We start from the raw sequence: 25,948 nt of genomic DNA on the forward strand, positions 1-25,948 counted from the left end.
ATGAATCCATTACTAAAAAGACAACTAAAAAAATATGGGTTTGAGAATGTTGAAAAAGAGTCTGAACTAGGGCTTTTTTTGGAAACAATAGGGAGGTCTTACGATAATTACGAGAATCAATTTGGAATGCTGCAGCGAAGTATGATGATTAGTTCTGAAGAATTGTACGAGGCTAATCAACGTTTAAGAGATGATGCAAAGCAACAACAAGAAATTATAGAACAATTAAAGAATGTGGTTGCAGCATTAAACGGAGAACAAAGAGATGAATTAGGGGCTTTGCAAGATGTTTCTCAGGAGAATTTAACCGCTTTAATGGAGAAGCAAGCACAAGAAATTGTTAGAATAAATAAAGAAAGAGCAGAGTTGTTAGATGAATTGGCAAGTCAAAACGAAGAGCTAAGTGAATATGCACATGTGGTTTCTCATGATTTAAAGTCTCCTTTAAGAAGTATAGATGCGTTAACAGCATGGTTGGTAGAAGACTATAGTTCGTTTTTAGATACTGAAGGAAAGGAAACTTTAGGCTTGATAAGAACCAATGTAGAAAAAATGGACTCCTTAATTACGGGGATTTTAGAGTATTCTACCATAGATAAGAATAATTACCAGCCTTATAAAGTAGATTTAAACGTTTTAATGCACGAGTTGATTCGTTTTATAGAGGTGCCTAATAATATAGAAATTAATGTAATACAGAATTTACCTACGATTCTTGGAGATAAGTATAGACTTCAGCAGTTGTTTCAAAATTTGTTAGTGAACTCTATAAAGTACAACGATAAAGAAATTGGAAGTGTAGAGATAGGTTTTGTAGACGTTGGTAAGTTTTATGAGTTCTATGTAAGAGATAATGGTAAAGGAATAGAGCATAATTATTTGGATAAGATTTTTAAAGCATTCTTTAGATTAGAGGCCGAAAATAGTCACAAGTCTATAGGAATAGGATTGTCTATGGTTAAGAAAATTGTAGAGTTATACCATGGTAGAATTTGGGTGAATTCTGAAGTTGGAGTTGGAACAACGTTTTATTTTACATTAAAAAAATAGCATATGGAAAAGCCAAATCTTAATTATATTAAAGAAATATCGGGTGGAGATACTGAGTTTGAAAAAGAAATGATTGGGGTTGTTAAAATGGAGTTTCCATTAGAGAAAGATGTCTACAAGCAAAATATTCTAGCTGATAATAAAATAGCAATTGCAGAAATAGTTCATAAGATTAAACATAAATTTAGTATATTAGGTTTGGAAGAAAGTTATGAAATTGCGATGGATTATGAAGAAAACCTTAGGGATGGGAATTACCAATTGAAGGAGGAATTTGAGGAGGTTTTAGTAACAATTACAACGTTTTTAGCATCGCTTTAAAAAAGAATCTATGAATTGTATTATTATCGATGATGAAGCTACATCGCGATTGGTTATTAGAAGACTTTGTGGACATGAAGAAAGTTTGCATGTATTAGAAGAGTTTCCAAACGCTATCCAGGCAATAAAGTTTTTAAATCAGAATCAGGTTGATTTGATTTTCTTAGACATTCATATGCCTGATTTTACAGGATTTGATTTTATTCAAACAATAAAAAATCCTCCACAGGTTATTTTAATTACTTCAGACAGAAACTTTGCAATTGATGCTTTTGAGTACGATTGCATAGTGGATTATATTGTAAAGCCTTTGGAGTTGCCTAGGTTTCTTAAAGCCATTCAGAAAGTAGCCAAAGTAAAAAAAGTGAATCCTGTACAGGAGAAGCCTAACGAAGCATTGTTGTCTAATTCAATACCGGTAGATAAAGAATCTTCTGCCATAGCATTAGATGCTACTTCTAAACAAGAAGAAACAGACAACGAACTTTATGTAAATATTGATAGAAGACTGGTGAAAATTAATATTCCAAGCATCTATTTAATAGAAGCTAAAGGAGATTATATTCAGATTAAGACAGAGGAAAAAAACTATATAGTACATTCTACTATGAAAAAAATAGAAAGCAAATTACCTGGTGATTTGTTTCTTAAGATTCATAGGTCTTATATTATCAATACCAAAATGATTATTGATATTGAAGATAATAGTGTATTGATAAAAAAAGACGTAGTTCCTGTAAGCCGATCTAATAGACCAGAGTTAATGAAACGTTTAAATCTATTGTAAAGATTTAAACAAGGGTTTTTCTAAAAATCTCCAAGTAAATTTCAGTCCAAATTCTGTATACTCAAAACCAACATCGTTAGGGTTTACTGCTGCTGCTGCAATATTACTAAAAGAGTAATAAGTGTCTAGTAAGGCATAGTCGTTAAATTTATAACCTAAATTGGCTTGTGCTCTATAAGCACTTATTTTTGGGTTTTTCTCTATATATTGGTATCCATATGCAGCAGTGATCCCGTAAAAAAGAGTGTTGTTTTTTGCAGACAATTTGTCTTTTATAAGATTTACAAAAAGTTCCACAGACTTAAACGCCGAAGGACTAAAATAAGTAGTAGGCTTTTGTTCTGCATACGTAATGTATTGAAAATTCATTCCTGTTTTTATAGCAGGTTTTTTTAAAAGGTTGTAGTACAAAGAGGTGAATAGTAAGTGTCTTTTGTTTTGATCGCTCTGGAAAGTGTAAAAGTATTGTGTAAACCAACCAAGGTTAAAAGTTGTGTTTAGGTTGTAGTTAAGAAACACATCGTTTAACACAATTTCTTTGTTTAATAATTCCGCATTAAAGTTTTGAGTTTCTCTTTTGTATCCAATGTCTAAATTTTGACGTTTAAATGGAGTTGTTTTAAAAAGAACAAGAGCGGTTGCTTGATCGTATTCTGTTTTTTCTCCATTGTTTGATCCTTGTACTCTGTTGGTTCCTATAGTTCCTGTAACGTTAATTTTAGAGTGTAATTGATACGATAAACCAAAGTTCATAGTTTCAGAGGTACTCTCATTATTTGTTCTATTGTTTGTTGCGTTTTTCTGATTAAAAGATGTTAAGATACTTGTTTTTATACTTACAGGTAAGGTTAGGGAAAGTTCGTAAGTATTGTTTTTACTTTCTCCAATGTCGTAACTATGACTAGCTTTTGTGTTTAAAATAGGAGTGAAGCTTGTTTTTATTGTTTTTATAAAATTTACCGCATCTTTTTGATTTGGAAAATGAGTTAAGGTTGTGTTTGCTGCGTTTAAAGCTTCTTTAATTCTGTTGTTTGCTTTTAGAGCATTTGCTTTTCCAAGATTACCATCAAAAGAGGCAATGTCTTTGTCTAAAATTTGATCGTATTTTGTAAGGCTATTTTTAAAATCTCCGGTGTATGTGTATAAGGTCGCTTGGAGACCTAGAATCCAACTTTGGGGTTCTTTTCCTTCAGAAATTTTATCTATAAATTTTTTAGCGTCTTTGTATTTTCCATTCCAAATTAAAGCTTGGGCATATCTTTCTTGAGTGTTTTTTGTGTCTTTAGGAGTGCTGTTAGGAGTAATTTCTGCAAGAGTTTGTTTGCTTATCTCCAAAGCCATTTTGTTCTTGTCTTGTAAGTGTGCTATTAAGGATAGGTTGTTTTTTGCAGTAAAGTATAAAGTGGTGTCTTGTTGCATGTTGTTGTAAACATCAGTGGCACTTGTGTACTTTTTGGCAATAATATAGGTGTTTCCTAAATTTAGTAAAATGTCTTTGTCGTTTGGAAAAAGCTCTAAATCTTTAAGTAGGTTTTCAATCGCTTCGTCGTATTCTTGGTTTTGTACTTGTTGATTGGCCATTCCTAAATAGATGTACTTTTTAGAAACCATCGCGTTTGGATTTCCAGGGATTACTTCTAGTGCTTTGTTTACGTAGTCTAAAGCATTGTCGTATTTCTTTAGGTTCGAAAAAGTGTTTGCATAACCCAGTAAGGCAGCAAAGCTTTGGTCGTTTTTTTGGATCAATGCCTCGTAAAATTTTTCTGCTTTTTCAAACTGATTGCTCCAGAGTAAAGATTCAGCATAATTTAACTCTATCTCAAAGTCGTTAGGGTAATCGCTCAACATTTCGGTAAATATTGTTACTGCTTTGTTTGGTTTACCGTTTAAACCTACAGCTCTACCATAACATAATTTTGCAGTTTTGTTTTTAGGAAAATCTGTTAAAATTTTAGAAAAGAACACCTCTGCTTTGGCGTATTGTCCAGTTTCTAAAAAATTAAAACCCTTCTGCATTTGTTGCGAAAAACAAAGACTTGTTACAAAAAGAAATAGAAAGAAAGTTTTTTTCATTGCGAGCATTTTTCATTCACAATTTACGTATTAAAATTCATTCATTCATCGATAATAAATTGCGATTAGACGAAAAAAATAAGCAACATGACTGCTTTGCTGTTTTTTTGTAATAAATTGTAATACAGCTTGAAATGAAAAATATCGCTATGTCTATTGCTAGAAAAAGAATTTTTACACAAGAAAATTTATTCATGTTAAGTGCTCTTGTAGTAAATGGAGGAAATTATTTATACAATCTTTTACTTGGGAGAATTTTAGGGCCAGCTCACTTTTCTGATGCTGCGATCCTTATTACAATGTTATTGATTCTTTCTTTTGTTGCCATGACATTTCAATTGGTTGTCGCAAAATTTTCAGTAACAATTCCCAACGAGTTTTACAATCCTTTTGTCGCTAAAATATACAAGTATTCTACTATAGCTGGGGTAGCATTTGGTGCTTTGGTCGTGCTTTTTGCAGGTCAGCTACAAGATATATTTCATACCACAACGTCTAATATGTTTACCATTTTCGGCTTGGGAATACCTTTGTATTTTTTTATGAGTGTTAACAGAGGTTTGTATCAAGGTAAAAAGGAGTTTAAGTTGCTTTCTATTACTTATCAGTTAGAAATGTTGTCTAGACTTGCCATAACGCTTGTACTTGTGTTTTTGTTTCCAACGAGGTCTTCAGAAGTAATTGCTTTGGGGGTTTTAGTATCGTTACTAGTTGGTTTGTTCCCGTTTAAATTTAATAAAGAGTATCTTAAAAGTTATATTTCTTTACCTAGTGAAAATTGGATTTTAATCAAAAAATTCTTTCTAATAACGGCTTTCTATGAGTTGTCACAAATCATAATTAATAATAGCGATATACTTTTAGTAAAACACTATTTTAATCCATACGATGCTGGGTTGTATGCATCTTTAGCGTTGATAGGTAGAATTGTGTATTTTATAGCATGGATGTTTGTAATGTTGCTATTGCCTACCGTGGTTCAGTTGCATAAAGAAGGGAAGAATACCACCAAAGTTTTAACAAAATATGTGGTATACATATCGTTTATAGCGGTAATTATTATTGTTGCATGTAAATTATTCCCCGTGTTAATTGTAAAGCTTTTGTTTGGAGATGCTTATGTATCTATAGCTAATTTAATGTGGAAGTATGCTTTTGCTACGGGTGTTTTTGCTGTTGCTAATATTTTTGCATATTACTTTTTGTCTTTGGATAGATATGTTCCCGTATTGGTTTCTGCAATTTTTGGAGGAATGCAAGTGGTGTTAATCGTTTTGTATCATAATAGTTTAGAGCAAGTGGTTCATATGCAGATGATTGCTATGTTGTCTTTGTTGTGCATACAGTTAGCCTTTTTTGCATGGGAAAGCAACAAAAAGATGGTTGCTCCAAAGGAAGCGTAATATTTACCATTAGTCGATTGATACAAGTCGTTTGTCGATAATTGTGATATATAAAGAAGAAGAAATTTAGTTTTACCCTGAAATAAAAAATAAAGAAAATGAAATTAGCTATTGTAACCGCCTATCCGCCAAGTAAAGTAACCTTAAATGAATATGCATATCATTTGGTTAAAAGCTTTAGATTAAAAGAAGAAATTACAGAACTGGTCTTGTTAACTGATAAAACCTTAGACGAAAAAGATATTGCTTTTGAGCATAAAGGATGTAAGATAACAGTAAAAGAGTGTTGGTCTTTTAATAGCTATAAAAATATATTAAGTGTAGCCAAAGCAGTAAAAGAGGTAAAGCCCGATGCTATTTTATTTAATCTTCAGTTTATGAAGTTTGGAGATAAGAAGATGGCAGCGGCTTTGGGGTTAATGTTGCCAATGCTTTTTAAAATAAAGAAAATTCCAACCATTGTTTTATTGCATAATATTATGGAGGAAGTAGACTTAGGAACTGCTGGTTTTACTTCTAATAAGTTGATGCAATCTATTTATGGTTTTATAGGAACTACATTAACCAAGCTTATTTTACAAGCAGATGTAGTTGCTGTAACTATTAAAAAATATGTAGATGTTTTAACATCTAAATACCATGTAGACAATGTAGTTTTAATTCCTCATGGTACATTTGAAATAGCCGAAACACCTAACTACGAAACTGTGCCTGGTCCATTACAAATAATGACTTTTGGAAAATTTGGAACGTATAAAAAAGTGGAGCTAATGATAGAGGCTGTAGAAATGATAAGAAAACGAACAGATTTAGATTTAGAGGTAGTGGTTGCTGGTACAGACAATCCTAATGTTCCTGGATATTTAGCTCAAGTTCAAGAAGAGTATAAAGAAGTTTCAGGGTTACGTTTTACAGGATATGTAGAAGAAGAGGAGGTTGCTCCTTTATTTCAAGAAAGTGCAATGGTGGTTTTTCCGTATACGTCAACAACAGGTAGTTCTGGTGTTTTGCATCAGGCAGGAAGTTATGGGAAAGCTGTTGTTATGCCAGATTTAGGAGATTTAGCCTTGTTGGTAAAAGATGAAGGGTACAAAGGAGAGTTCTTTAACCCTACGAGTGTGGAAAGTTTGGCAGATGCTATTCAGAAAATAGCAGAAGACGAATTGTATAGAGTAAGCTTAGGACAAGCAAATTACAATGCTGCAACTGCTTATCCAATGAGTACAATTGCAGATATGTATTTAGAAAAGTTTAATGGAATTATTTCTAAAAGAACAGTCGTAAATTCTGTTAAGGCTTAGAGATATATTGAAAGGATTTTTTGGGTTGCTGATTTTTATTGATAAACCCAAAGTGTTTTTGAATGTTTTTTCTCCAAGGAAGTTTACCAACAACTTCCTTGGGGATTTTTGTAAAGTCGTATAATGTCCAAGAAAGAAATTCAATCTGATTTGTTTGAGCGATCTCTTGAAATTTTTTGTGATAGTTAGCTTGGTCCTCTTCTGAGTTTCCAAAAGGATTCCAGAAACCTCTATAGGAGGATATTCCATATTCTCCCAAAACAATGTCTTTGTTGGGAATGGCTTTCTTTAACGCTCCGTATTCATCAGCTAGTTTGTTTAAGTCTTCGTAATAGTGAAAGGAAAGAAAATCTACTTCTCTATGCAGTATCTTTGCACTTTCTATATTAGACCAACCTATAGTAACTGGGTGAGTTTGGTCTGTAGATTTTACGGTTGTTAAAATTTGTTTTAACCAAGCAATCACTTTTTCCTTACCTCTAGATTCAAAATCTAAATTAGGTTCGTTTTTTACATCCCAGGCAAGTAAAGCAGGATGGTCTTTGCAGTTTTCTACAATGGTTAATGCATGCTTAATATTTAACGTCCAATCTAAAACATCGTAATTTCCATAGAAGTCGAATAGTGTAAGAATTACTTTAAGGTTTTTATCCTGTGCACAATCTAATAGCTGTTTTAATTTTGCCAGTTTTTCAGGCTTTATTTCAGACTTTCCAAAATCCTCGTATTGAATAAATACTCTAATTGTGTTTAGGTTTGCTTCCTTAATAATGTTAAAATCTTTTGAGAGAACTTCTGTGCTGAATTCTTCTCCAAATAAGTCCCAAGGAGTGTCTCTAGGATAGTAGTTAATTCCTTTTACGGTTACATCTAAGTTTTTACTAGGAAAGTTTAACTGGTGTTTTGTGGTGGGTTCGGTTTTTAAAATATGTCTAATTCTCCAAAAACCATCTTCTAGTAAAAGAATGTATCTATACGTGTTAACTTCTGTTGTAGCAAATTGAAGTTTTTTGTTTTTATAAATACGTTTATGTTCTCTTACATTGCTATCTGTAATAACAACTTGTTGTCCGTCTTCGCTAAAGAAATCTATAGAGGTATTATGATTTAAACTGGTTGTGTTTATGGTTATGTTTTTGCTTAGGTTGTGTGCAATACCGTCAGAAATAGTTTGTAAAGAGCTTTTGGTAAAGTAGTCTTTAAGACCTTTAAGGGTGTTTTTTTTAAAAGCGATGCTTTTTACATACCATGCGTTTAAGTAATCTTTTTCAATTTTTTTAAGGGTAACTTGGTCCATCTGCCTTCCCAATGTATGGTCTATATTCCAGTTAATTATAGGTTGGTAGTGAACGGTTTCGTTTACCTTATTGTAAAGCATTAAATTCCTGTCGGCTCCAGTGTTTAGGTAAGTAAAAACAGCACTTAATCCAAAAACAACAATAGAGCTAATGCCTATATATAAGATTATTAATAGGGCTTTGATTGTATTTTTATGTAGACTTAAAGTCATTAGTTTTTTATTTTTAGTTCTTTAGAAATTTCTGCAGCTCTCACAGTAATTTTATATTCTTTATTAGGCTCTAAAATGTTTTTTAGCTTAAAATTAGCAAAGCCTTTCTCGGATTGTACGGTGAATGAATTTACGAGTTCTTCTTGGTGGTATATGTTTAGGTGAACCATTAAGCCATCGGGTAATATTTGGCTCATAAAGCTTTTAAATGGTCCAACTACAAGAAGCATTTGATCTTTTTTATAGCGTATCGGAAAGTCTTTTACGGCCTTGATATACTCAATTTGAATAGAATTACTTTGGCAAAATTTATCTATAAAAGCATGTACAGTCCATGTTTCTTGATGGTCTGGGTGTACCATTTGAGATGTAGCGACTCCTCTAATACTAATACCCTGAGTTTGAAGTAAATTTCCTTTTTTGTCTAAAATGGTGAAGTTTACAATGGTTCCATCAGCAATAATATTGTCGTAACGATCTTTTATGGTAGAGGTATAAAAGGAGGTAATTTGATTTCCGTCTGCATATTGATGAATTCTGTTGTAGAAAATGCTAAAGTCCGTAGGTGTGCTAGGAGTTATTTCTAAACTTAGTTCTTTGGAGGTAAGGTTTAAACACTCAGAAGTAATAAGTGCTCTATTGGTTTTAGTTCCCCCGTAAATGGTTGAATAAGCAAAAAGGCCATCAGTTTTTATTATTTTTTCATTAGCGGTTCCGTTTAAACTTTTTTTAATTTTTACCGGAGTTCCTTTACTCAATGGGTTGTTTAAGCTGTCTGTAGGTATGGTAACGATCATGCTTTTTTCATCAAAACCAGCTAATATGCTGGGAGGCCCTAAATAGGTTTCAATTTTATGAGCTTTTTTAATAGGAGTAATATCAATTCTTCCAGAGTGCTTTTGGTGAGGTTTGCTTAATTCCCAATACAACCAACCTGTTTTTTTAGTAATAAAAAGAGGTATGGTGTATTGTGTAATCTCTTTTTGTATTTCAGGGAAAACCAGCGTGTTGCTATAACTGTTGCTACAGTACATAGCTGTTGGTTTGGTTAAGTTTTTAAATCTAAGTACAATGGTAGTTCCTGCCTCGTAACTTTTGTGCAGTGGTTCTAGCTGTACCTGCCCCAAGGTAGCGTTTGTAAAGAGAAAAAATAAAATATGTAGTAATAGTTGTTTCATTTAATAAGGAACACCGGTGTAGTTGTTAATTTCAATTTTAATATATGAATAGTTTGGGTGATTTACTTTCTGCAAGTTAAAATCATTGTAGTGTAATCTGTATTTGGTGATTGATTCTACAATAGATTTATTAGGAAGTCCATTTACAAAACAAAATTCCATACTGTCGTTTATTACTTTAGAAGGAGCCGATATTATTGGGTACTTAAAGAATAGTTTTCTTTGTTGACGAATTCCTTCTGTTAAATACATGTCGTCTACAAAAACAATTTTTTTGTTTTCATCGTAATACGATATTATTAATTGCGGAATGGTAGATTGCATAGTTCCGTAATTAAATAAAGTTCCTGATATGGAAGTAGGATTAATTGATGAGCTTGATATGGCTACTTTTTTATATAAATCGGATCCAGAAACATTACCTGCGGCTTGTAAGTTAAACTTAACAGGCATTTCTTTAAAGTCAATATCGGTAAACATATCTGGGTCAAAAGTTTTAGGAGATACTTCGTGAGACTCTACCCAAGCAGTTCCTTCAAAGTCAATTTTAAATGAAGTGGTTTCTTTGGGTAGTAGTTTGTGTTTTATTTGATCTTTGGCATTGTAGATTGCTAGCTGAATATCATTCTTGCTGTATAAGCTTCCTTTTAGCACTACATCTGCGGGCACATTGTCTATATTCTGAACCTCTCCTATAATAGAGTATTTTCCTTTGTATAGAATAAGTTTGGCACTTAGTATTTCTAATACAGGTTGTTTTAAAACGTCTTCATGATAAGTTTGCTCTGTGGTTACTCTTCTTCTTCCTTGGTTATAAAACTTAGGCTTATTTTCTATGTATAGTTGATCTGGTGGTAGATCTTTACTGTTGGTTTCTGGGTTTATGTACCATTTGTTGTTAATTTTTACAAGTGTTTTTATGGTACTGTCTTTAATAACTTTTAACGCTGTAATCCACTCGGTATTAACTTTTATAGTAGCTGTACTGTCTGTTTCTTTTAACGTTAAAGTTTCTATACTATCTAGTTTTGCATAAGAACTGTATAGACCATCGGTAACAGCAATTTGCAACATGTATTGAGCTATAGATATATCGTTTTTAGGGTTTAATAAACTATGTGCTTTTTCAAAACGTTTAAAATCTAGTGCGTCATAGTATGTAAGTAGTGCGTTGTTTGCTGTTTTTTGCGAATCGTTTTTTATGTAGAAAGTATAGCAAGAAACGCAGACTATAACAATTATTAATGCTCCCCAAAAGTGTTTAAATACAATTAACCACCAAGGAATTTTTTTAGCGGTGTAATGTTCTTTAAGATAGTCTGATTTTTTTGACTGAGTTGTTTTTAAAGTTCTTGTAAGTACCGACCTTAAATTTATTAAAAGTGCTAAAACTACGGTTCCCACAGGAATAGTTCCCCAATGTATTTTTTGCCAGGTAGAGATATCTATTCTAGGAAGTATTACACTTACTGGAGGCACATTTAACTTTTCCCAAACCATAATTCCATTTTCTAACTGTCGTAATCGTTGCCAACCACAGAAGTATAGGATGGGATCGTAAAATTTATCATTAGAGAAAATGTATTTTAGGTTGTATTTGTCTGGTACAGTAAGGAACTGTTGTAAGGAACCAATTCCTTCAATCCCCAAAAATTTAGAGTTTTCTAATCTCTCTACCGCTCTTGTTGTAAGTTCTGGCAGTCTTCTAGCCGAATGATAATTTCCATCTACCGTCATGGCTTTGGTATTTGTAGATAGCCAAGCCATTTGATCTCCAAAACCAAGAGTTAAATACCTCCATTGATCATGATGATCTTGATTTAAGAAATTAATGATAGGTAGCATTTTAATTTTTTGTGGCTGGGTAGGTCTAAAATACCCTAGGCTTATGGTGAAAATGGCCATAAATAAAAAATTCAATGCTAAAAAAGCTCCAATCATTCTGTGGTATATTGACCCTAGTCTTTTTTGTATTTTTTCTTTTAAATCTGTTTGAGAAAATCGCAAAGCAAATTCACCAATCATTGGAATAGACATAATGGCTGCCCATAACGTAAACCTATCTAGTGTAAGTATGTTAAATGCATTTTCTCCTAATATCATTTTAGGTAGAGGAGTGGTTCCTCCTGTACCAAGTAATGTTAACATAGAAATGGAGAGTCCAAAACAGATAAAACGCTTGCTGTAATACCTGTAAAAAATATATGGAAGTAAAAATAATACCGCTCCCCATGGAATTAGGAAAAAAGCCAACCCAGAAGAGGTTACTTCTAAAAAATTATCTCTAGAACCATGCGGAATAGGGACTTGTGTTATAGGATTGTTCTTAGAGTTAATCCAGTAGGGTAGCATGCAGAATATGATGATAAACAGGGAGGTTAGTCCGAAAGAAATAATTCGAAAAAACAAGGTTTTAAAACCAAGAAGGAAATCTAAGAAATTAATTTTTTGAATTCCTCCTTTTTGCTCTCCTGTATAATCTATAATGACTGTTCCTATTAAAGGAAAGATAAAAAATACCATTCCAAAAATGGGAGTAACGTGGTGCGAGGTGACAGTAACAGCTATAAGTGATGTAGAGGTGAAAAAATATTTGAGTTGTCCTTTTTTAATCCATAGGTAGATTTCTGGCAAGGAGTGCATTAGTATAGATACTCCTATAATACTAGGCAGTTGGCCAAATATATGCAAGGTTTCTATAAATGTGGACGAAAGGCTGGCTATAATGGCAGCAAATCCAGCAGCAGATCTATTGGAGGTGATTAGTAATGAAAAACGATACGCACCAGTGATGTATAAAACAACACCAATGAGTGTTACTGAAAAAAGACCAAATTTAAATCCTCCTATATACGAAAAAAGAGCTATTGCCTGATGTACAAGCGGAGGGTAGCTTGTAACGGTAAATCCTGTATACCATTTAAAGTTCCAAGGTTCAAACCAACTAGTAGAATAATGTTCTGCAAAGAAAAGATGAATGAGTGCATCGTAGGTCTTTTCTATAGTAAAAAACATAGCAGAGCCATGAAAAATAAGACCTATCAAAATAGCAGTTATCAGATATTTATTGGTGCTTTCTTTCATTTATAGCTTTTTTGGTTCTTGTTTGGACCGCCAACCTAAAGATATAATATTGTTTTTATCGATAAAAGGTTTTGTAAACCTAATTAAGCATATAGTTTAAGAATGAATACTCCTCTAAAGTATCAATAACTATATGTGGTGTTTCTTCTTTAGTCTTTAAAGGTGTTTAAAGTGTTTGTCTAACCTTTTATCGAACATTATTTAGTCGAATGGTTCGATAAAAGGTTTAGTCGTTGGTTAATATTCATTGGTCTAAGTAGAATGTTTGGTTGTCTAAAATTCAGGAAATCAGGCTCTTTGCGTTCGTAATTTTGAAGTGTAAACAATAGTCAAAAACACAAAAAAACTTAGAAATTATGAAAACTGGAATCATCATACCTTGCTACAACGAAGCTAACAGATTAGACACAAAAGCATTTGCAGATTTTGCTAAAACACACAACGATTACCATATCTGTTTTGTAAACGATGGAAGTGCAGACAATACCTTAGAAGTATTACACAGTGTAAAATCAGAATCGCCAACTAACATAAGTGTAATAGATGTAAAGGTAAATGCAGGAAAGGCAGCAGCAGTAAGATCGGGTGTTCAGTATTTAGATCAAAAAGAAGATATAGGTTATGTAGGATTTATAGATGCAGATTTATCTACAGATTTTGAAGATTTTAAAAGTTTGGTAAAAACCTTAAAGAATAATGACGAATTGACTTTTGTGTACGGATCAAGAGGAAAAGGAGAAGGGGATATTGAAAGAAACTTTTTTAGAAACATTTTTTCTAAGATCGTAAAAGGAATTGTGTTTTTAATTTTAGGATTACCAATAGAAGATACACAGTGTGGAGCTAAAGTATTTAAGAAAGAGATTATCAATGTAGCTTATGGAAAATCTTTCTTAACAAGATGGTTGTTTGATGTGGAGATCTTTATCAGGTTAAAAAAATATTATGGAGCTAGTGAGGTAATGAATAAAGTTTATGAGCAAGCATTAACAAGATGGGTACATGTAGACGACTCTAAATTAGGAATGAAAGATGCAGTGCAAATTCCTTATAAATTATTAACTATTTGGGTTTCTTATAGCTTAATGAATACGTATAACACTATTGGCTTGGCAAGCTAGTAGTAGTGACAATAGGACTTTATATATTATAGGTCCTATATGTTTTGAATTGAAGTTTACATTTGTTTTTAATAGTTTGAATTATTGTTATAAACCACTCATTACTTTGTTTTTACAGCAAATATCGATGAGTGGTTTTATCGTTCTCTATAGTTCGTTAAACTGCAATTAAATGTGCTTTGTCTAAAATATCAATTTTCGCTAAGGATAGCTTGTAATTTAGCAATACAAATAGGAAACAAACTTAAAATTAAATATTATGAAAACTGGAATTATCATATCGTGTTACAATGAAGCAAGTGGATTAGATGCAACAATCTTTAACGGGTTTAGCGGAAAGGATTATCATATTTGTTTTGTTAATAACGGAAGTTCTGACAATACGCTAGAGGTTTTAAAAAGTGTAAAGGCTAAAGCTCCAAGAAGCATAAGTATTGTAAATGTAGATAAACGTACATTAGAGACAGAGGCAGTGCAAAAGGGGGTACTCTATTTAGATAAAAAAGAGGATGTAACTTATGTAGGGTTTGTAAAAGCTAACTTATCTGCAGATTTAATGAGAACTCTTAAGGTGTGGTAGGTTCATAGTATAATATATAGATATATCATTAGTGCGGTATATTACTTTTTCATAGCAATTTTAATAGTAGAGCTCTTCTTTATATAAGGAGAGTTTTTTTTGTTTTTAGTCTTAAAAGGTGTTTAAAGTGTTTGTCTAACCTTTTATCGAACATTATTTAGTCGAATGGTTCGATAAAAGGTTTAGTCGTTGGTTAATATTCATTGGTCTAAGTAGAACGTTTAGTTGTCTAAAATTCAGGAAATCAGGCTCTTTGCGTTCGTAATTTTGAAGTGTAAACAATAGTCAAAAACAAAAAAACTTAGAAATTATGAAAACTGGAATCATCATACCTTGCTACAACGAAGCTAACAGATTAGACACAAAAGCATTTGCAGATTTTGCTAAAACACACAACGATTACCATATCTGTTTTGTAAACGATGGAAGTGCAGACAATACCTTAGAAGTATTACACAGTGTAAAATCAGAATCGCCAAGTAACATAAGTGTAATAGATGTAAAAGTAAATGCAGGAAAGGCAGCAGCAGTAAGATCGGGTGTTCAGTATTTAGATCAAAAAGAAGATATAGGTTATGTAGGATTTATAGATGCAGATTTATCTACAGATTTTGAAGATTTTAAAAGTTTGGTAAAAACCTTAAAGAATAATGACGAATTGACTTTTGTGTACGGATCAAGAGGAAAAGGAGAAGGAGATATTGAAAGAAACTTTTTTAGAAATATTTTTTCTAAGATCGTAAAAGGAATTGTGTTTTTAATCTTAGGATTACCAATAGAAGATACACAGTGTGGAGCTAAAGTATTTAAGAAAGAGATTATCAATGTAGCTTATGGAAAATCTTTCTTAACAAGATGGTTGTTTGATGTGGAGATCTTTATCAGATTAAAAAAATATTACGGAGCTAGTGAGGTAATGAATAAAGTTTATGAGCAAGCATTAACAAGATGGGTACATGTAGACGACTCTAAATTAGGAATGAAAGATGCAGTGCAAATTCCATATAAACTATTAACTATTTGGGTTTCTTATAGCTTAATGAATACGTATAATACTATTGGCTTGGCAAGCTAATCTTTTTCATAGCAATTTTTTTTTAAAGTAAAAGCTCTTTCTGTGGGTAGGAAAGAGCTTTTTTTAGTTGTTATTAACAATAAATAATGGGAGTTTTTACTGTCTTAATATATCTAATCTATAATTTTAATTTCACCAGCCATCATTTCGTGATATCTACACACGTAGTATAATGTTTCTGGAGCATCTTTAGGAACTGAAAAAAGGATAGTGCTTTCGCTTGTACCGTTATTCGTTACTCCGTCGTCGTAAGAATTGTCTTTACCTGCTGTTTTTTCAGTTTTAATAAAGAATGGATGGTTGTATGCTACCACGTTAAAAACATAAGTTTCCCCTCTTTTTAAGGTAAGAGTTGGGTTTTTAGCTTTTGCTAAGCCTTCGCTTTCTATTATGTAGTCTTTGTTGGTTACTGCATCAACAGTAAAAGTAGCTATTGGGGTTTTGTCTCCACAATTAGTAGTAAGAAGACATATAAAAAGAGTTACGGTTAGTGTAACCAGTTTTAAACAGTGTTTCATTTTGTACTTTGTTTAAAACAAACTTAGTAACCTTTTAATTTTAACAGGTTGCTATTGGATTTAATTATTTCTGTTTTTCATCAGTTTTACGAGTGAAAAACAGAAATAATTTTTGTAGGAATTAGTTGATGCTAGAGATTTTAGCAACATATTTTCCAATGACATCAAACTCTAAATTTACAACAGTTCCTGCTTTGTAGTGTTTAAAGCGAGTGTGTTCAAAAGTATATGGAATAATAGCTACGCTAAAAGTGTTAATGCCAGAATTCACTACTGTTAAACTAGTACCATCAATAGTAATAGAGCCTTTTTCTATGGTAATGTTGTTTAGAGTACTATCGTATTCAAAGCTAAAGAAGTAACTACCATCTTTGTTTTCTACAGAAGTACAAGTAGCTATTTGGTCTACGTGACCTTGTACTATATGTCCATCCAAACGGTCTCCTAATTTCATCGCTCTTTCCAGGTTAACTTCATCGTTAACAGCTAACAGATTTAGATTGGTTTTTTGAAGTGTCTCGTCAATTGCAGTTACCGTATATTCATTGTCGTTAATAGCTACAACTGTTAAACAAACTCCATTGTGTGCAACACTTTGATCTATCTTTAATTCATTAGTAATGTCTGATGCTACAGTAATGTGTAGGTTCGTATTTTCCGAATTTAATTTTTTTACAATCCCCTTGGTTTCAATAATTCCTGTAAACATGATAAATATTGTTTTAAATGACTAATTTTGACAACTCAAAATTAATACATAATGGAGGAAAATAATACAATTCGAGTTGGAATTTCGGTAGGAGATTTAAATGGTATTGGAGTAGAATTGATTTTAAAAACCTTTGAAGATAAAAGGATATACGAACTGTGTACCCCTATAGTATTCGCATCAGATAAAGTAATTACTTTTTATAAGAAAGAATTAAAGTATAATCATTCCGTATTTACAACCAATAACCTAGGTAATATTCAAGAAGGAAAGTTGAATGTTTTAAATGTGTGGTCTGATTTTGTAGATATAAAACCAGGTACACCAACAGAGGTTTCTGGTCAAAAAGCATTTGAGTCTTTACAAGCTGCTACAGAAGCGCTAAATAACGGTTTGGTAGATGTTTTGTTAACAGCACCTATAAGTAAAGACAATATACAGTCTGAAGCGTTTAGTTTTCCTGGGCATACAGAGTACTTAGAATCTAAAATTAAAGGAGAAAGTTTAATGATTCTAATGTCTGATGATTTAAAAATGGGATTGGTTACAGGGCATGTGCCATTGGCTGAGGTTCCTAATACTTTAAGCAAAGAGTTAATTAAAAAGAAAATAGACATACTATATAAGTCTTTAGTGCAAGATTTTAAAGTATCTAGACCAAAGTTGGCTGTTTTGGGGTTGAATCCGCATTGTGGAGACAACGGTGTGATAGGTAAAGAAGACGATGAGTTGATAAGACCTATATTAGAGGAATATCAAGAAGAAGGAAAGTTAGTTTATGGGCCTTATGCAGCAGATGGTTTCTTTGGGAATAAAAGCTATTTAAATTTTGATGGTGTGATATCAATGTATCACGATCAGGGGTTGGTAGGGTTTAAGGCTGTTTCTTTTGGTAACGGTGTTAACTTTACGGCTGGTTTAGATAAGGTAAGGGTTTCTCCAGATCATGGAACTGCTTTTGATTTGGCAGGAAAAGGAAAGGCGAATATTTCGTCTTTTAAGGAAGCTTTGGAGACCGGAATAGCCGTTGCACGTAATAGAAAAGAGTATTTAGAATTAACAAAAAATACCTTAAAGCCTAAAAAATAAGAAATTAGTGTTTTTGGTTTTGTTTCAAGGAAATGTTTTTGTAAGTTTGCACGCTCAAATTGATGTTTTTTAAATGAAACGGTTTAAAGAATTTAGAATTCCTTTTGTTGGATTAAGAGATGGAGAGCATCAGTTTGATTTTCAGATTGATAGAGAGTTCTTTGATGCTTTTGGTTTTGATGAGTATGAGGAGGTTGATTTTAAAGTAACATTATTGTTAACTAAGAAAACAACTTTTATGGAGTTAAAACTCGTAGCAGATGGTACTGTTAAAGTACCTTGTGATGTTACAGGAGAGGAATTTAACATGAAGGTGGAAGGAGATATGGAGTTGGTTGTAAAGTTTGGAGAGGCTTACAACGATGAGAGAGATGATTTATTGATTTTGCCTCAGGAAGCTTATCAAATAGAAGTACAACAATATATATACGAGTTAATTGTATTGTCTGTACCTCAAAAAAGAGTAAAGCCTGGAGCAGAAGATAATGAATTGGAAGATGCAGAAGTATTAGAGGCAGAATTAAGAAGCGATCAAGAAGAAAAGAATAGTAAAGAAGAAAGTACAGACCCTAGATGGGATCAGTTAAAACAATTATTAGATAAAAAATAAAAATTTATAGCAATGGCACATCCAAAGAGAAAAATCTCAAAAACAAGAAGAGATAAGAGAAGAACTCATTATAAAGCTGTAGCTCCACAAGTTGCTGTAGATCCAACAACTGGAGAAGCACACTTATACCACAGAGCACACTGGAACGAAGGAAAATTATACTACAGAGGACAAGTTGTAATCGATGCTACAGAAGCAGAAGCTTAATATTGTCTTTTAGTACCAAATTATACAAGTAAACCCTCATTTTATGAGGGTTTCTTTGTTAAATTCAATAAAATCGAGCAAAAAAGGGGCTTTTTTAAACAAGTATTAGAAATAAATTTTATTACTTTGGCTCACCATTTTGTTTAAAGTTTTCTTAACAATCATTTTATGACAAAAATTAGTGCTGCTATTACAGCCGTTGGGAAATATGTCCCTGATTATGTGTTGACTAACAAAGAGTTAGAGTCGATCGTAGATACGAATGATGAGTGGATTACAACTCGTACAGGTATTAAAGAACGTAGAATATTAAAAGATAAGGATAAGCCAACGTCTTACTTAGCTATAAAAGCAGCTGAGGATTTAATCCAAAAAAGAGGAATAGATCCAAAAGAGATAGATATGGTGCTTGTAGGAACTGCTACTCCAGATATGAATGTAGCCTCTACTGCCGTATTTGTTGCAACAGAAATTGGAGCTGTAAATGCCTTTGGGTACGATTTACAAGCTGCTTGTTCTAGCTTTTTATATGCAATGTCTACTGCCGCAGCTTATATAGAGTCTGGTAGGTACAAAAAAGTATTGATTATTGGAGCAGATAAAATGTCTTCTATAATAGACTACGAAGACAGAGCAACATGTATAATTTTTGGAGATGGTGCTGGTGCTGCATTATTTGAACCGAATGAAGAAGGTTTAGGTTTGCAGGACGAATACTTAAGAAGTGATGGTATTGGACGTGAATTCTTAAAAATGGAAGCAGGAGGATCATTAAATCCTGCAACGCACGAAACTGTAGATAACAAGCAACACTTTATTAGACAAGAAGGGCGTACTGTATTTAAATATGCCGTTTCTAATATGGCCGATGCAGCAGTTAAAATTCTAGAAAGAAATAACCTTAGCAAAGAAGATGTAGACTGGATGGCAGCGCATCAAGCAAATACTAGAATTATAGAAGCTACTGCTAATAGAATTGAATTGGACAAAGAGAAAGTAATGATGAATATTCAGAATTACGGAAATACAACTTCGGGAACTTTGCCATTATTACTAGCAGATTATGAGAGTCAATTAAAGAAAGGAGACAATATTGTTTTTGCTGCTTTTGGAGGTGGATTCACATGGGGTGCTATTTATCTAAAATGGGCATATAACTCATAATTTTTTTATAAATTAAACTAATAATTAGTAAATAACTTACTTAATATAACTATCTATTATGGAATTAAAGGACATTCAAAATTTGATAAAATTCGTTGCTAAGTCAGGAGCAAGCGAAGTTAAGTTAGAAATGGAAGATGTTAAAATCACTATTAAAACAGGTGAAGAAAAAGGAGAAACAACTATAGTACAACATGCTGCTCCATTACAAATGGCTGCACCTGTTGCTCCTGCTGCTGCACCAGTTGCTCCAGCTGCACCAGTTGCTGCTACACCAGCTGAAGAAAAGTCTGCAGAAGATGATTCTAAGTATGTTACAATTACATCGCCTATGATTGGAACTTTCTACAGAAAGCCATCACCAGATAAGCCTTTATTTGTAGAGGTAGGAGATTCTGTACAGGCAGATTCTGTTGTTTGTGTAATTGAAGCAATGAAATTATTCAACGAAATTGAGTCTGAGGTATCAGGAAAAATCGTAAAAGTATTAGTAGAAGATAGTACTCCAGTAGAATTTGGACAACCATTATTCTTGGTAGATCCATCTTAATCGTTAGATCGATTAAAATTTTATAGTACTAATTTTTCTAAAAGAACGAATATGTTTAAAAAGATATTAATTGCCAATAGAGGTGAGATTGCTTTACGTGTGATTAGAACATGTAAGGAAATGGGAATTAAGACGGTTGCGGTATATTCAACTGCAGATGCAGAAAGTTTACATGTAAAGTTTGCTGATGAAGCAGTTTGTATTGGACCTGCACCAAGTCCTGAGTCTTACTTAAAAATGGCAAACATTATTGCTGCTGCAGAAATTACAAATGCAGATGCAATTCACCCAGGTTATGGGTTTTTGTCAGAAAATGCTAAGTTTTCTAAGTTATGTCAAGACCACGATATTAAATTTATTGGAGCTTCTCCAGAAATGATTAATAGAATGGGAGACAAAGCCAATGCTAAGTCTACTATGATTGCTGCAGGTGTACCTTGTGTACCAGGAAGCGAAGGAGTAATAAAAGACTTTGCGGAGTGCGAAACTTTAGCTGTTTCTACAGGTTACCCAGTAATGTTAAAAGCTTCTGCCGGTGGTGGAGGTAAAGGTATGCGTGCTGTATGGAAAGCTGAAGATTTAAAAGATGCATGGGATTCTGCTCGTCAGGAATCTAAAGCTGCTTTTGGAAATGACGATATGTACATGGAAAAGTTGATTGAAGAGCCACGTCATATTGAAATTCAAATTGTAGGAGATTCTTACGGTAAAGCTTGTCATTTATCAGAAAGAGACTGTTCTGTACAACGTCGTCACCAAAAATTAACGGAAGAAACACCTTCTCCGTTTATGACAGAAGAATTAAGAGAGGCAATGGGTAAAGCTGCAGTTGCTGCTGCAGAATACATTAAGTACGAAGGTGCTGGAACGGTTGAGTTCTTAGTAGATAAGCACAGAAACTTCTACTTTATGGAAATGAATACTCGTATTCAGGTAGAGCACCCAATTACAGAAGAAGTAGTAGATTACGATTTAATTCGCGAACAAATTTCTGTAGCTGCTGGAGTTCCTATTTCTGGTAAAAACTATTTGCCAAAATTACACTCTATTGAATGTAGAATTAATGCGGAAGATCCTTTTGCAGGATTTAGACCAGCTCCAGGAAAGATAACATCTTTCCATGCACCAGGAGGTCATGGAGTTCGTTTAGATACGCATGTTTACGCTGGTTATACAATTCCACCAAACTACGATTCTATGATTGCAAAGCTAATTTGTACTGCACAAACTAGAGAAGAAGCAATTAGTAAAATGAGACGTGCTTTAGATGAATTTATCATTGAAGGTGTAAAAACAACAATTCCTTTCCATCGTCAGTTAATGGATCATCCAGATTATATTGCTGGTGACTATACTACTAAATTTATGGAAGATTTTGTAATTGAGAAAACAGTCTAAAAACATAGACTATTATATATAAAAAAATGAGAGCTATTTTGGACTAGCCCCCAAAAGTTGGACGGTTAAAAATTACTTATAGAACTGAGCTCGATATTTTATCGGGCTCATTCCATTTAAAATCGATGAGATTCTCTTCTCATTATAATAGCTAATATATTCTTTAATTTCCTTTTCTAGTTGATTAATTGAGTTCCATTTTTTTAGGTAAAATAGTTCTGATTTCAAAGTTCCAAAGAAGTTCTCAATAATAGCATTATCTAAACAATTTCCTTTTCTAGACATACTTTGAATGATATTGTTTTTTTTCAATAAAGTCTGATATCTCTTCATTTGATATTGCCACCCTTGGTCAGAATGCAGTAATGTTTTATTAAGCTTATGCTTTTTAAAAGCTTTGTCAAGCATGGTTGTTATTTGTTTGAAGTTAGGGCTTCTAGAGATATGATAACTTATAATTTCTCTGTTATATAAGTCTATGATTGGTGATAAATATAGTTTTTCACCCAGAACTTTAAATTCTGTAATATCTGTAGCCCACTTTTGATTAGGTTTTAATGCCTTAAAATTTCGTTGGAGAATATTAGGAGCTATTTTTCCCTGACTCCCTCTATAAGAACGATATTTTTTTATTCTGACTAGAGACTTTAACTTCATAGATTTCATTAATCTAAATACTGTCTTATGATTGATCATTATTCCTTGATTATTTAACTCTAAGGTGATCCTTCTATAACCATATCTTCCTTTGTTTTGATGATAAATCTGAGTAATTAACTTTTTAATAAGTTCATATTTGTCAGGCTCTCTACTTTTTTGCAAATGATAATAAAAGCTACTTCTAGCCATATTCACATGCTTTAACAATAGTGATAAATCATGTTTATGCCTTAACCCATCTATGGCTATTGCTTTTTCTCTCTGGTTTGAGCTAAGGCATGTAACTTTTTTAGCAAATCAAGTTCTGCTTTTAAAGATTGATTCTCTTTTAAAAGTTCTTCTTCTTTAGTTAATGGTTTAGATTTACTTCTTGTATGTTTAGTCTTCATACCAATAGGTCTACCTTTAGGTTTATCTTGTAGACCCTCCAAACCTAAAGAATTATAGCGTACCCTCCAATTATGTATTACAGAATCTCCTCCGATATTAAAAATTAAACTAGCTTCAGCCATAGAGAGATTGTCTCTATCTATAGTCTGTAATACATTTAGTTTAAAAGATGGAGAGTAATGCTTTGTTTGTTTTGGTAATAATCCTTGTAGACCATCTTTCTCATACTGCTGACACCAACGGTAAACAATAGAATGATGAAGCTTTAATTCTTTACAAATACTAATAACTGATCGATGTTCTTTAAAAAACAACAAAACACATTTACGTTTAAATTCAAATGTGTACTTTACTTTTCTAGACATAAAAATACCCCCAAATTGTGTCGAGGCTACTGACAAAGTATGCTTATTTTGTAAAAAAGGTTTTTCAAAAAGAGATTTGACATGTAAATGTTGAATCTCTTTTTTTATTTCAATACTTTTTTGGGTTAATTTTTGAGACTTTAAAAGAGTTTGAAGAGGTTGTTTATAGCCTTTTTATAGGCTTTAGTTTTAGAACTATTCGTTCTTAGCTTAATTTCAAAATTCTTTTAAGATTTACAGCAAAAATGGTCAAAGCACCTTGCATTTGCATATTTTCAATACCATACGAGGTAGCTCTTCCATAACCATGAACATTTTTTAGTTCACCATTTTTAGCTTCTATCTTATAGCGATGCTTTGATTTTTCTTTAAAATAGTCTGTTTTTTCAAAATCAATTTGCTCTTGGTGTATTTTTGATTTTATGGATATCGAATATGTTTTTGACTTAGCTCCTTCTTTATAACATCCTTTTCTTAAAGGGCAGTTTTTACATTTTTCGACATTAAAATAATAGGTGATTACTTGATTTTTCTGAGTATTCTTCTTGCCTTGAATTGCTTTTTTTGTTGCTAGATGTCCAGCAGGACAAACAAACATATCTGCATCTTTATTATAATCAAATTCATTTTCTTTTTTTCTGAATCCTTGACTAATCGCAGGATTTAACTTTGCTACTATTTGAATGTTTTTTTCTTTGGCTAATTCTAAATTTTTCTTGCCTGAATAAGCTGCATCCCCAATAACTGTATCTACAGCTATTCCATTTTTTTGACTTTGCGCTATAAGTTCTGGCAAAATAGGTCCATCTCCTTTTTCGCCTGAAGTAACAACGGCTCCTGTGATAATTCTTTCTTGTGTCATGGCCAGATGACTTTTAAATCCAAAAAAGGAACTATCTGATGACTTGTGTCCTATTTTAGCATCCATATCTTTAGATACAACTTCTTGTTGGTGTTGTTCTATATCATCGATAGATTCTTTTAATAGGTTCAATTTTTCTTTTACAAAAGGTACTTCGCTAATTGTTGGGGAAGCTTCAAGTAAAGTTTCTAACTTTTTACTATAGGTCATTTCTTTTTCTAAATCATTACAATCGTTTTTAGTAGGCATTTTATGTTTCCAATCTTCCTTGTAGGTATAAACAGCTTTTCGAAGTTGTTTTGATCTTTCTCGCAAGATATCAATAGCTGAAGATGGATTAGATTTGGATAAAGTATGCGTAGCATCAACAATGATAGAACCCGAACGGATGATTCCTTTTTCGACAGCAATACTTACGGTTTTGTTAATTAATAAATCTAGTAAATTGGTGTCTTTAAGACGTTGCCTACGGAATTTTGTTAAGGTACTTGGATTGATTACTCCCTGCTCAGGTAGCATTTCTAAAAAATACTTAAAAGACATGTCATAACGAGAACGATCTACCACATCAACATCTGATAAAGTGTAAATCACTTTTAATAATAGGTACTTGAAAAGTTTTACAGGGCATTCAGCTGTCCTACCTTGATCTATGGAGTATTTATCTAAAAGTTCTTCATAAATAAAACTAAAATCTATTAAGTCATTGATTTTTCTTAATAAATTATCTTGGGGAACTATCAAATCGTAAAGTGAACTATATTCACTTAGACCTAAAGTTTGTTGTTGATTCAGCATAAAGAAAAATACAAAAAAAGAAGAATAGAATTTAATAATTCTATTCCTCTTTTTTATAAATATACTTTTTCAGTAGCCTCAATTGTGTCTAACATTTTGGGGGCACTCTATTTAGCTCTCATTTTTTTATTAAATTCGATTCTATGAAATTATTGTTAATCTACACAGGCGGTACTATTGGTATGGAAAAAGATTCTAAAACGGGAGCTTTAAAACCAGGTGCTATTCATGTTATACAAAGTTGTGTTGCTTCAGAATTTAAAGATGCTGCAATTAATTATATACAAACGGAGCAATTAATAGATTCTTCTAACTTTAATTTAAAAGCATACCAAGAGTTAGCTACTATTGTAGACAACAATTACAACACATACGATGCCTTTTTGGTTCTAATGGGTACAGATACAATGTCTTATATTAGTTCTTTACTAAGTTATTGTATCCAAGGTTTGTCTAAACCTATAGTATTTACAGGGGGGCAATTGCCTTTGGTTGCTAAAGAGTCCGATAGCAAAGAGAATTTAGTGGGTGCTGTTTCTGGTTTGTTAAATGATGAATTTCCGATAGAGGTTGGTATTTATTTTTATAAAAAATGGATGAGAGCGGTGTTAACATCAAAGATTCATACGGACAATTTTGATGCCTATAGAGAGTTAAAAACGAATAAAACCTCCATAAACTTATCAACAAAAAGGTTTGAAATTGTAAATAAAATAGAGTCAGAATTTATGATTTTGAAATTTTCACCTTTTTATAATCACAATTTTTTAAAGAAAATTTTAGCGATTCAAAGTTTAAATGGCATCATTTTAGAGGGATTTGGTTCGGGGAATTTACCCGATTTTGATGATGAACTACTAAGTCTTTTTAAAAAAAGGATTTCTCAAGGTTTTCGCGTAGTCGTTGTAACTCAGTGCTTAAGAGGAGGAGTGACCTTTGGAAAATACGAAACGAGCTTAAAAGCAGGTAAATTAGGTTTTATAAGTGGAGGAGAACTAACTACAGAATCTGCATTAGCAAAGATGATGTACTTATCAACAAAGGAATTGAATTGTCAAGAATATCAGCGATTCTTTGCAGAATCCATGAGAGGTGAGTGATAATAATGTTAAGAATATTTAATGATAGAATATTTTTTAAAGTAA

At 32.5% G+C, this 25,948-nt stretch carries 24 protein-coding genes; 15 read left to right on the forward strand and 9 right to left on the reverse strand.

Features of this window, described 5'->3' with window-relative positions; translation table 11 throughout:
• From ACXHHC_RS14605 to ACXHHC_RS14615, 3 genes are read left to right on the forward strand one after another with little or no spacing between them, the layout of a single operon-like run.
• On the forward strand, nt 1–1,050 hold the full coding sequence (locus tag ACXHHC_RS14605; RefSeq protein WP_458227106.1) for a sensor histidine kinase: 1,050 nt from the start codon (nt 1–3) through the stop codon (nt 1,048–1,050).
• Nucleotides 1,051–1,053: 3 nt separating this feature from the next.
• Nucleotides 1,054–1,371, forward strand: a complete 318-nt coding sequence (locus ACXHHC_RS14610) for an Hpt domain-containing protein (RefSeq protein WP_458227107.1) — start codon at nt 1,054–1,056, stop codon at nt 1,369–1,371.
• 10 nt (nt 1,372–1,381) lie between these two features.
• Complete coding sequence (locus ACXHHC_RS14615; protein WP_458227108.1) at nt 1,382–2,158, forward strand: LytR/AlgR family response regulator transcription factor; 777 nt, start codon at nt 1,382–1,384, stop codon at nt 2,156–2,158.
• Here ACXHHC_RS14615 and ACXHHC_RS14620 read toward each other — a convergent pair.
• A complete protein-coding gene (locus ACXHHC_RS14620; RefSeq protein WP_458227109.1) occupies nt 2,150–4,231 on the reverse strand; it encodes a tetratricopeptide repeat protein in 2,082 nt (693 codons plus the stop codon). The genes ACXHHC_RS14615 and ACXHHC_RS14620 overlap by 9 nt on opposite strands.
• 134 nt (nt 4,232–4,365) lie before the next feature.
• Here ACXHHC_RS14620 and ACXHHC_RS14625 point away from each other — a divergent pair, with 134 nt between their 5' ends.
• A complete protein-coding gene (locus ACXHHC_RS14625) occupies nt 4,366–5,634 on the forward strand; it encodes an oligosaccharide flippase family protein (protein ID WP_458227110.1) in 1,269 nt (422 codons plus the stop codon).
• A 98-nt stretch (nt 5,635–5,732) separates the two neighbouring features.
• Nucleotides 5,733–6,935: a glycosyltransferase gene (locus ACXHHC_RS14630; RefSeq protein WP_458227111.1), complete on the forward strand. Its 1,203-nt coding sequence runs from the start codon at nt 5,733–5,735 to the stop codon at nt 6,933–6,935.
• On the opposite strand, the gene ACXHHC_RS14635 is transcribed toward ACXHHC_RS14630, so the two are convergent.
• The 3 genes from ACXHHC_RS14635 to ACXHHC_RS14645 are packed head-to-tail and all read right to left on the reverse strand — an operon-like array spanning nt 6,925 to nt 12,707.
• On the reverse strand, nt 6,925–8,445 hold the full coding sequence (locus ACXHHC_RS14635; protein ID WP_458227112.1) for a cellulase family glycosylhydrolase: 1,521 nt from the start codon (nt 8,443–8,445) through the stop codon (nt 6,925–6,927). The two genes, ACXHHC_RS14630 and ACXHHC_RS14635, sit on opposite strands and share 11 nt — an antisense overlap.
• Entirely contained in the window at nt 8,445–9,623 is a 1,179-nt protein-coding gene (locus tag ACXHHC_RS14640) for a hypothetical protein (RefSeq protein WP_458227113.1), read from the reverse strand. Before ACXHHC_RS14640 ends, ACXHHC_RS14635 begins: the two co-directional genes overlap by 1 nt.
• Entirely contained in the window at nt 9,624–12,707 is a 3,084-nt protein-coding gene (locus ACXHHC_RS14645; RefSeq protein ID WP_458227114.1) for a hypothetical protein, read from the reverse strand.
• A gap of 356 nt (nt 12,708–13,063) precedes the next feature.
• On the opposite strand from ACXHHC_RS14645, the gene ACXHHC_RS14650 reads away from it, so the two are divergent.
• The 3 genes from ACXHHC_RS14650 (at nt 13,064) to ACXHHC_RS14660 (ending at nt 15,483) form a co-directional block, all read left to right on the forward strand.
• Nucleotides 13,064–13,828, forward strand: coding sequence for a glycosyltransferase (locus tag ACXHHC_RS14650; RefSeq protein WP_458227115.1), 765 nt, complete (start codon nt 13,064–13,066; stop codon nt 13,826–13,828).
• 259 nt (nt 13,829–14,087) lie between these two features.
• A complete protein-coding gene (locus ACXHHC_RS14655; RefSeq protein ID WP_458227116.1) occupies nt 14,088–14,408 on the forward strand; it encodes a glycosyltransferase in 321 nt (106 codons plus the stop codon).
• A 310-nt stretch (nt 14,409–14,718) separates the two neighbouring features.
• Nucleotides 14,719–15,483, forward strand: a complete 765-nt coding sequence (locus ACXHHC_RS14660) for a glycosyltransferase (RefSeq protein ID WP_458227117.1) — start codon at nt 14,719–14,721, stop codon at nt 15,481–15,483.
• 113 nt (nt 15,484–15,596) lie between these two features.
• On the opposite strand, the gene ACXHHC_RS14665 is transcribed toward ACXHHC_RS14660, so the two are convergent.
• Together ACXHHC_RS14665 and ACXHHC_RS14670 are read right to left on the reverse strand one after the other, a co-directional pair.
• A complete protein-coding gene (locus ACXHHC_RS14665; protein WP_458227118.1) occupies nt 15,597–16,001 on the reverse strand; it encodes a cupredoxin domain-containing protein in 405 nt (134 codons plus the stop codon).
• Nucleotides 16,002–16,122: 121 nt separating this feature from the next.
• Nucleotides 16,123–16,710, reverse strand: a complete 588-nt coding sequence (locus tag ACXHHC_RS14670; RefSeq protein ID WP_458227119.1) for a riboflavin synthase — start codon at nt 16,708–16,710, stop codon at nt 16,123–16,125.
• Nucleotides 16,711–16,761: 51 nt separating this feature from the next.
• On the opposite strand from ACXHHC_RS14670, the gene pdxA reads away from it, so the two are divergent.
• The 6 genes from pdxA (at nt 16,762) to accC (ending at nt 21,728) form a co-directional block, all read left to right on the forward strand.
• On the forward strand, nt 16,762–17,799 hold the full coding sequence (pdxA, locus tag ACXHHC_RS14675; protein WP_458227120.1) for a 4-hydroxythreonine-4-phosphate dehydrogenase PdxA: 1,038 nt from the start codon (nt 16,762–16,764) through the stop codon (nt 17,797–17,799).
• 73 nt (nt 17,800–17,872) lie between these two features.
• A complete protein-coding gene (locus ACXHHC_RS14680; RefSeq protein WP_458227121.1) occupies nt 17,873–18,409 on the forward strand; it encodes a YceD family protein in 537 nt (178 codons plus the stop codon).
• A 12-nt stretch (nt 18,410–18,421) separates the two neighbouring features.
• A complete protein-coding gene (gene rpmF / locus ACXHHC_RS14685) occupies nt 18,422–18,616 on the forward strand; it encodes a 50S ribosomal protein L32 (RefSeq protein WP_010135057.1) in 195 nt (64 codons plus the stop codon).
• 168 nt (nt 18,617–18,784) lie between these two features.
• On the forward strand, nt 18,785–19,780 hold the full coding sequence (locus ACXHHC_RS14690) for a beta-ketoacyl-ACP synthase III (RefSeq protein WP_458227122.1): 996 nt from the start codon (nt 18,785–18,787) through the stop codon (nt 19,778–19,780).
• Nucleotides 19,781–19,838: 58 nt separating this feature from the next.
• The gene (gene accB, locus ACXHHC_RS14695) at nt 19,839–20,330 is read left to right on the forward strand and encodes an acetyl-CoA carboxylase biotin carboxyl carrier protein (RefSeq protein WP_458227123.1); all 492 of its coding nucleotides are present in this window, start codon (nt 19,839–19,841) and stop codon (nt 20,328–20,330) included.
• Between the two features lie 51 nt (nt 20,331–20,381).
• Nucleotides 20,382–21,728 carry an acetyl-CoA carboxylase biotin carboxylase subunit gene (gene accC, locus ACXHHC_RS14700; RefSeq protein WP_458227124.1) on the forward strand — a complete coding sequence of 449 codons (1,347 nt, stop codon included), beginning with the start codon at nt 20,382–20,384 and terminating at the stop codon, nt 21,726–21,728.
• 72 nt (nt 21,729–21,800) lie between these two features.
• On the opposite strand, the gene ACXHHC_RS14705 is transcribed toward accC, so the two are convergent.
• From ACXHHC_RS14705 to ACXHHC_RS14715, 3 genes are all read right to left on the reverse strand, one after another.
• Entirely contained in the window at nt 21,801–22,637 is an 837-nt protein-coding gene (locus ACXHHC_RS14705; RefSeq protein ID WP_458229263.1) for an IS3 family transposase, read from the reverse strand.
• A complete protein-coding gene (locus tag ACXHHC_RS14710; protein ID WP_458227125.1) occupies nt 22,634–23,143 on the reverse strand; it encodes a transposase in 510 nt (169 codons plus the stop codon). The genes ACXHHC_RS14705 and ACXHHC_RS14710 overlap by 4 nt, the downstream gene beginning before the upstream one ends.
• Before the next feature lie 205 nt (nt 23,144–23,348).
• The gene (locus ACXHHC_RS14715) at nt 23,349–24,803 is read right to left on the reverse strand and encodes an IS1182 family transposase (protein WP_458226392.1); all 1,455 of its coding nucleotides are present in this window, start codon (nt 24,801–24,803) and stop codon (nt 23,349–23,351) included.
• Nucleotides 24,804–24,946: 143 nt separating this feature from the next.
• Here ACXHHC_RS14715 and ACXHHC_RS14720 point away from each other — a divergent pair, with 143 nt between their 5' ends.
• Nucleotides 24,947–25,903: an asparaginase domain-containing protein gene (locus ACXHHC_RS14720; RefSeq protein ID WP_458227126.1), complete on the forward strand. Its 957-nt coding sequence runs from the start codon at nt 24,947–24,949 to the stop codon at nt 25,901–25,903.
• Nucleotides 25,904–25,948 lie beyond the last annotated feature (45 nt).

Source organism: Wenyingzhuangia sp. IMCC45574, assembly GCF_054182685.1.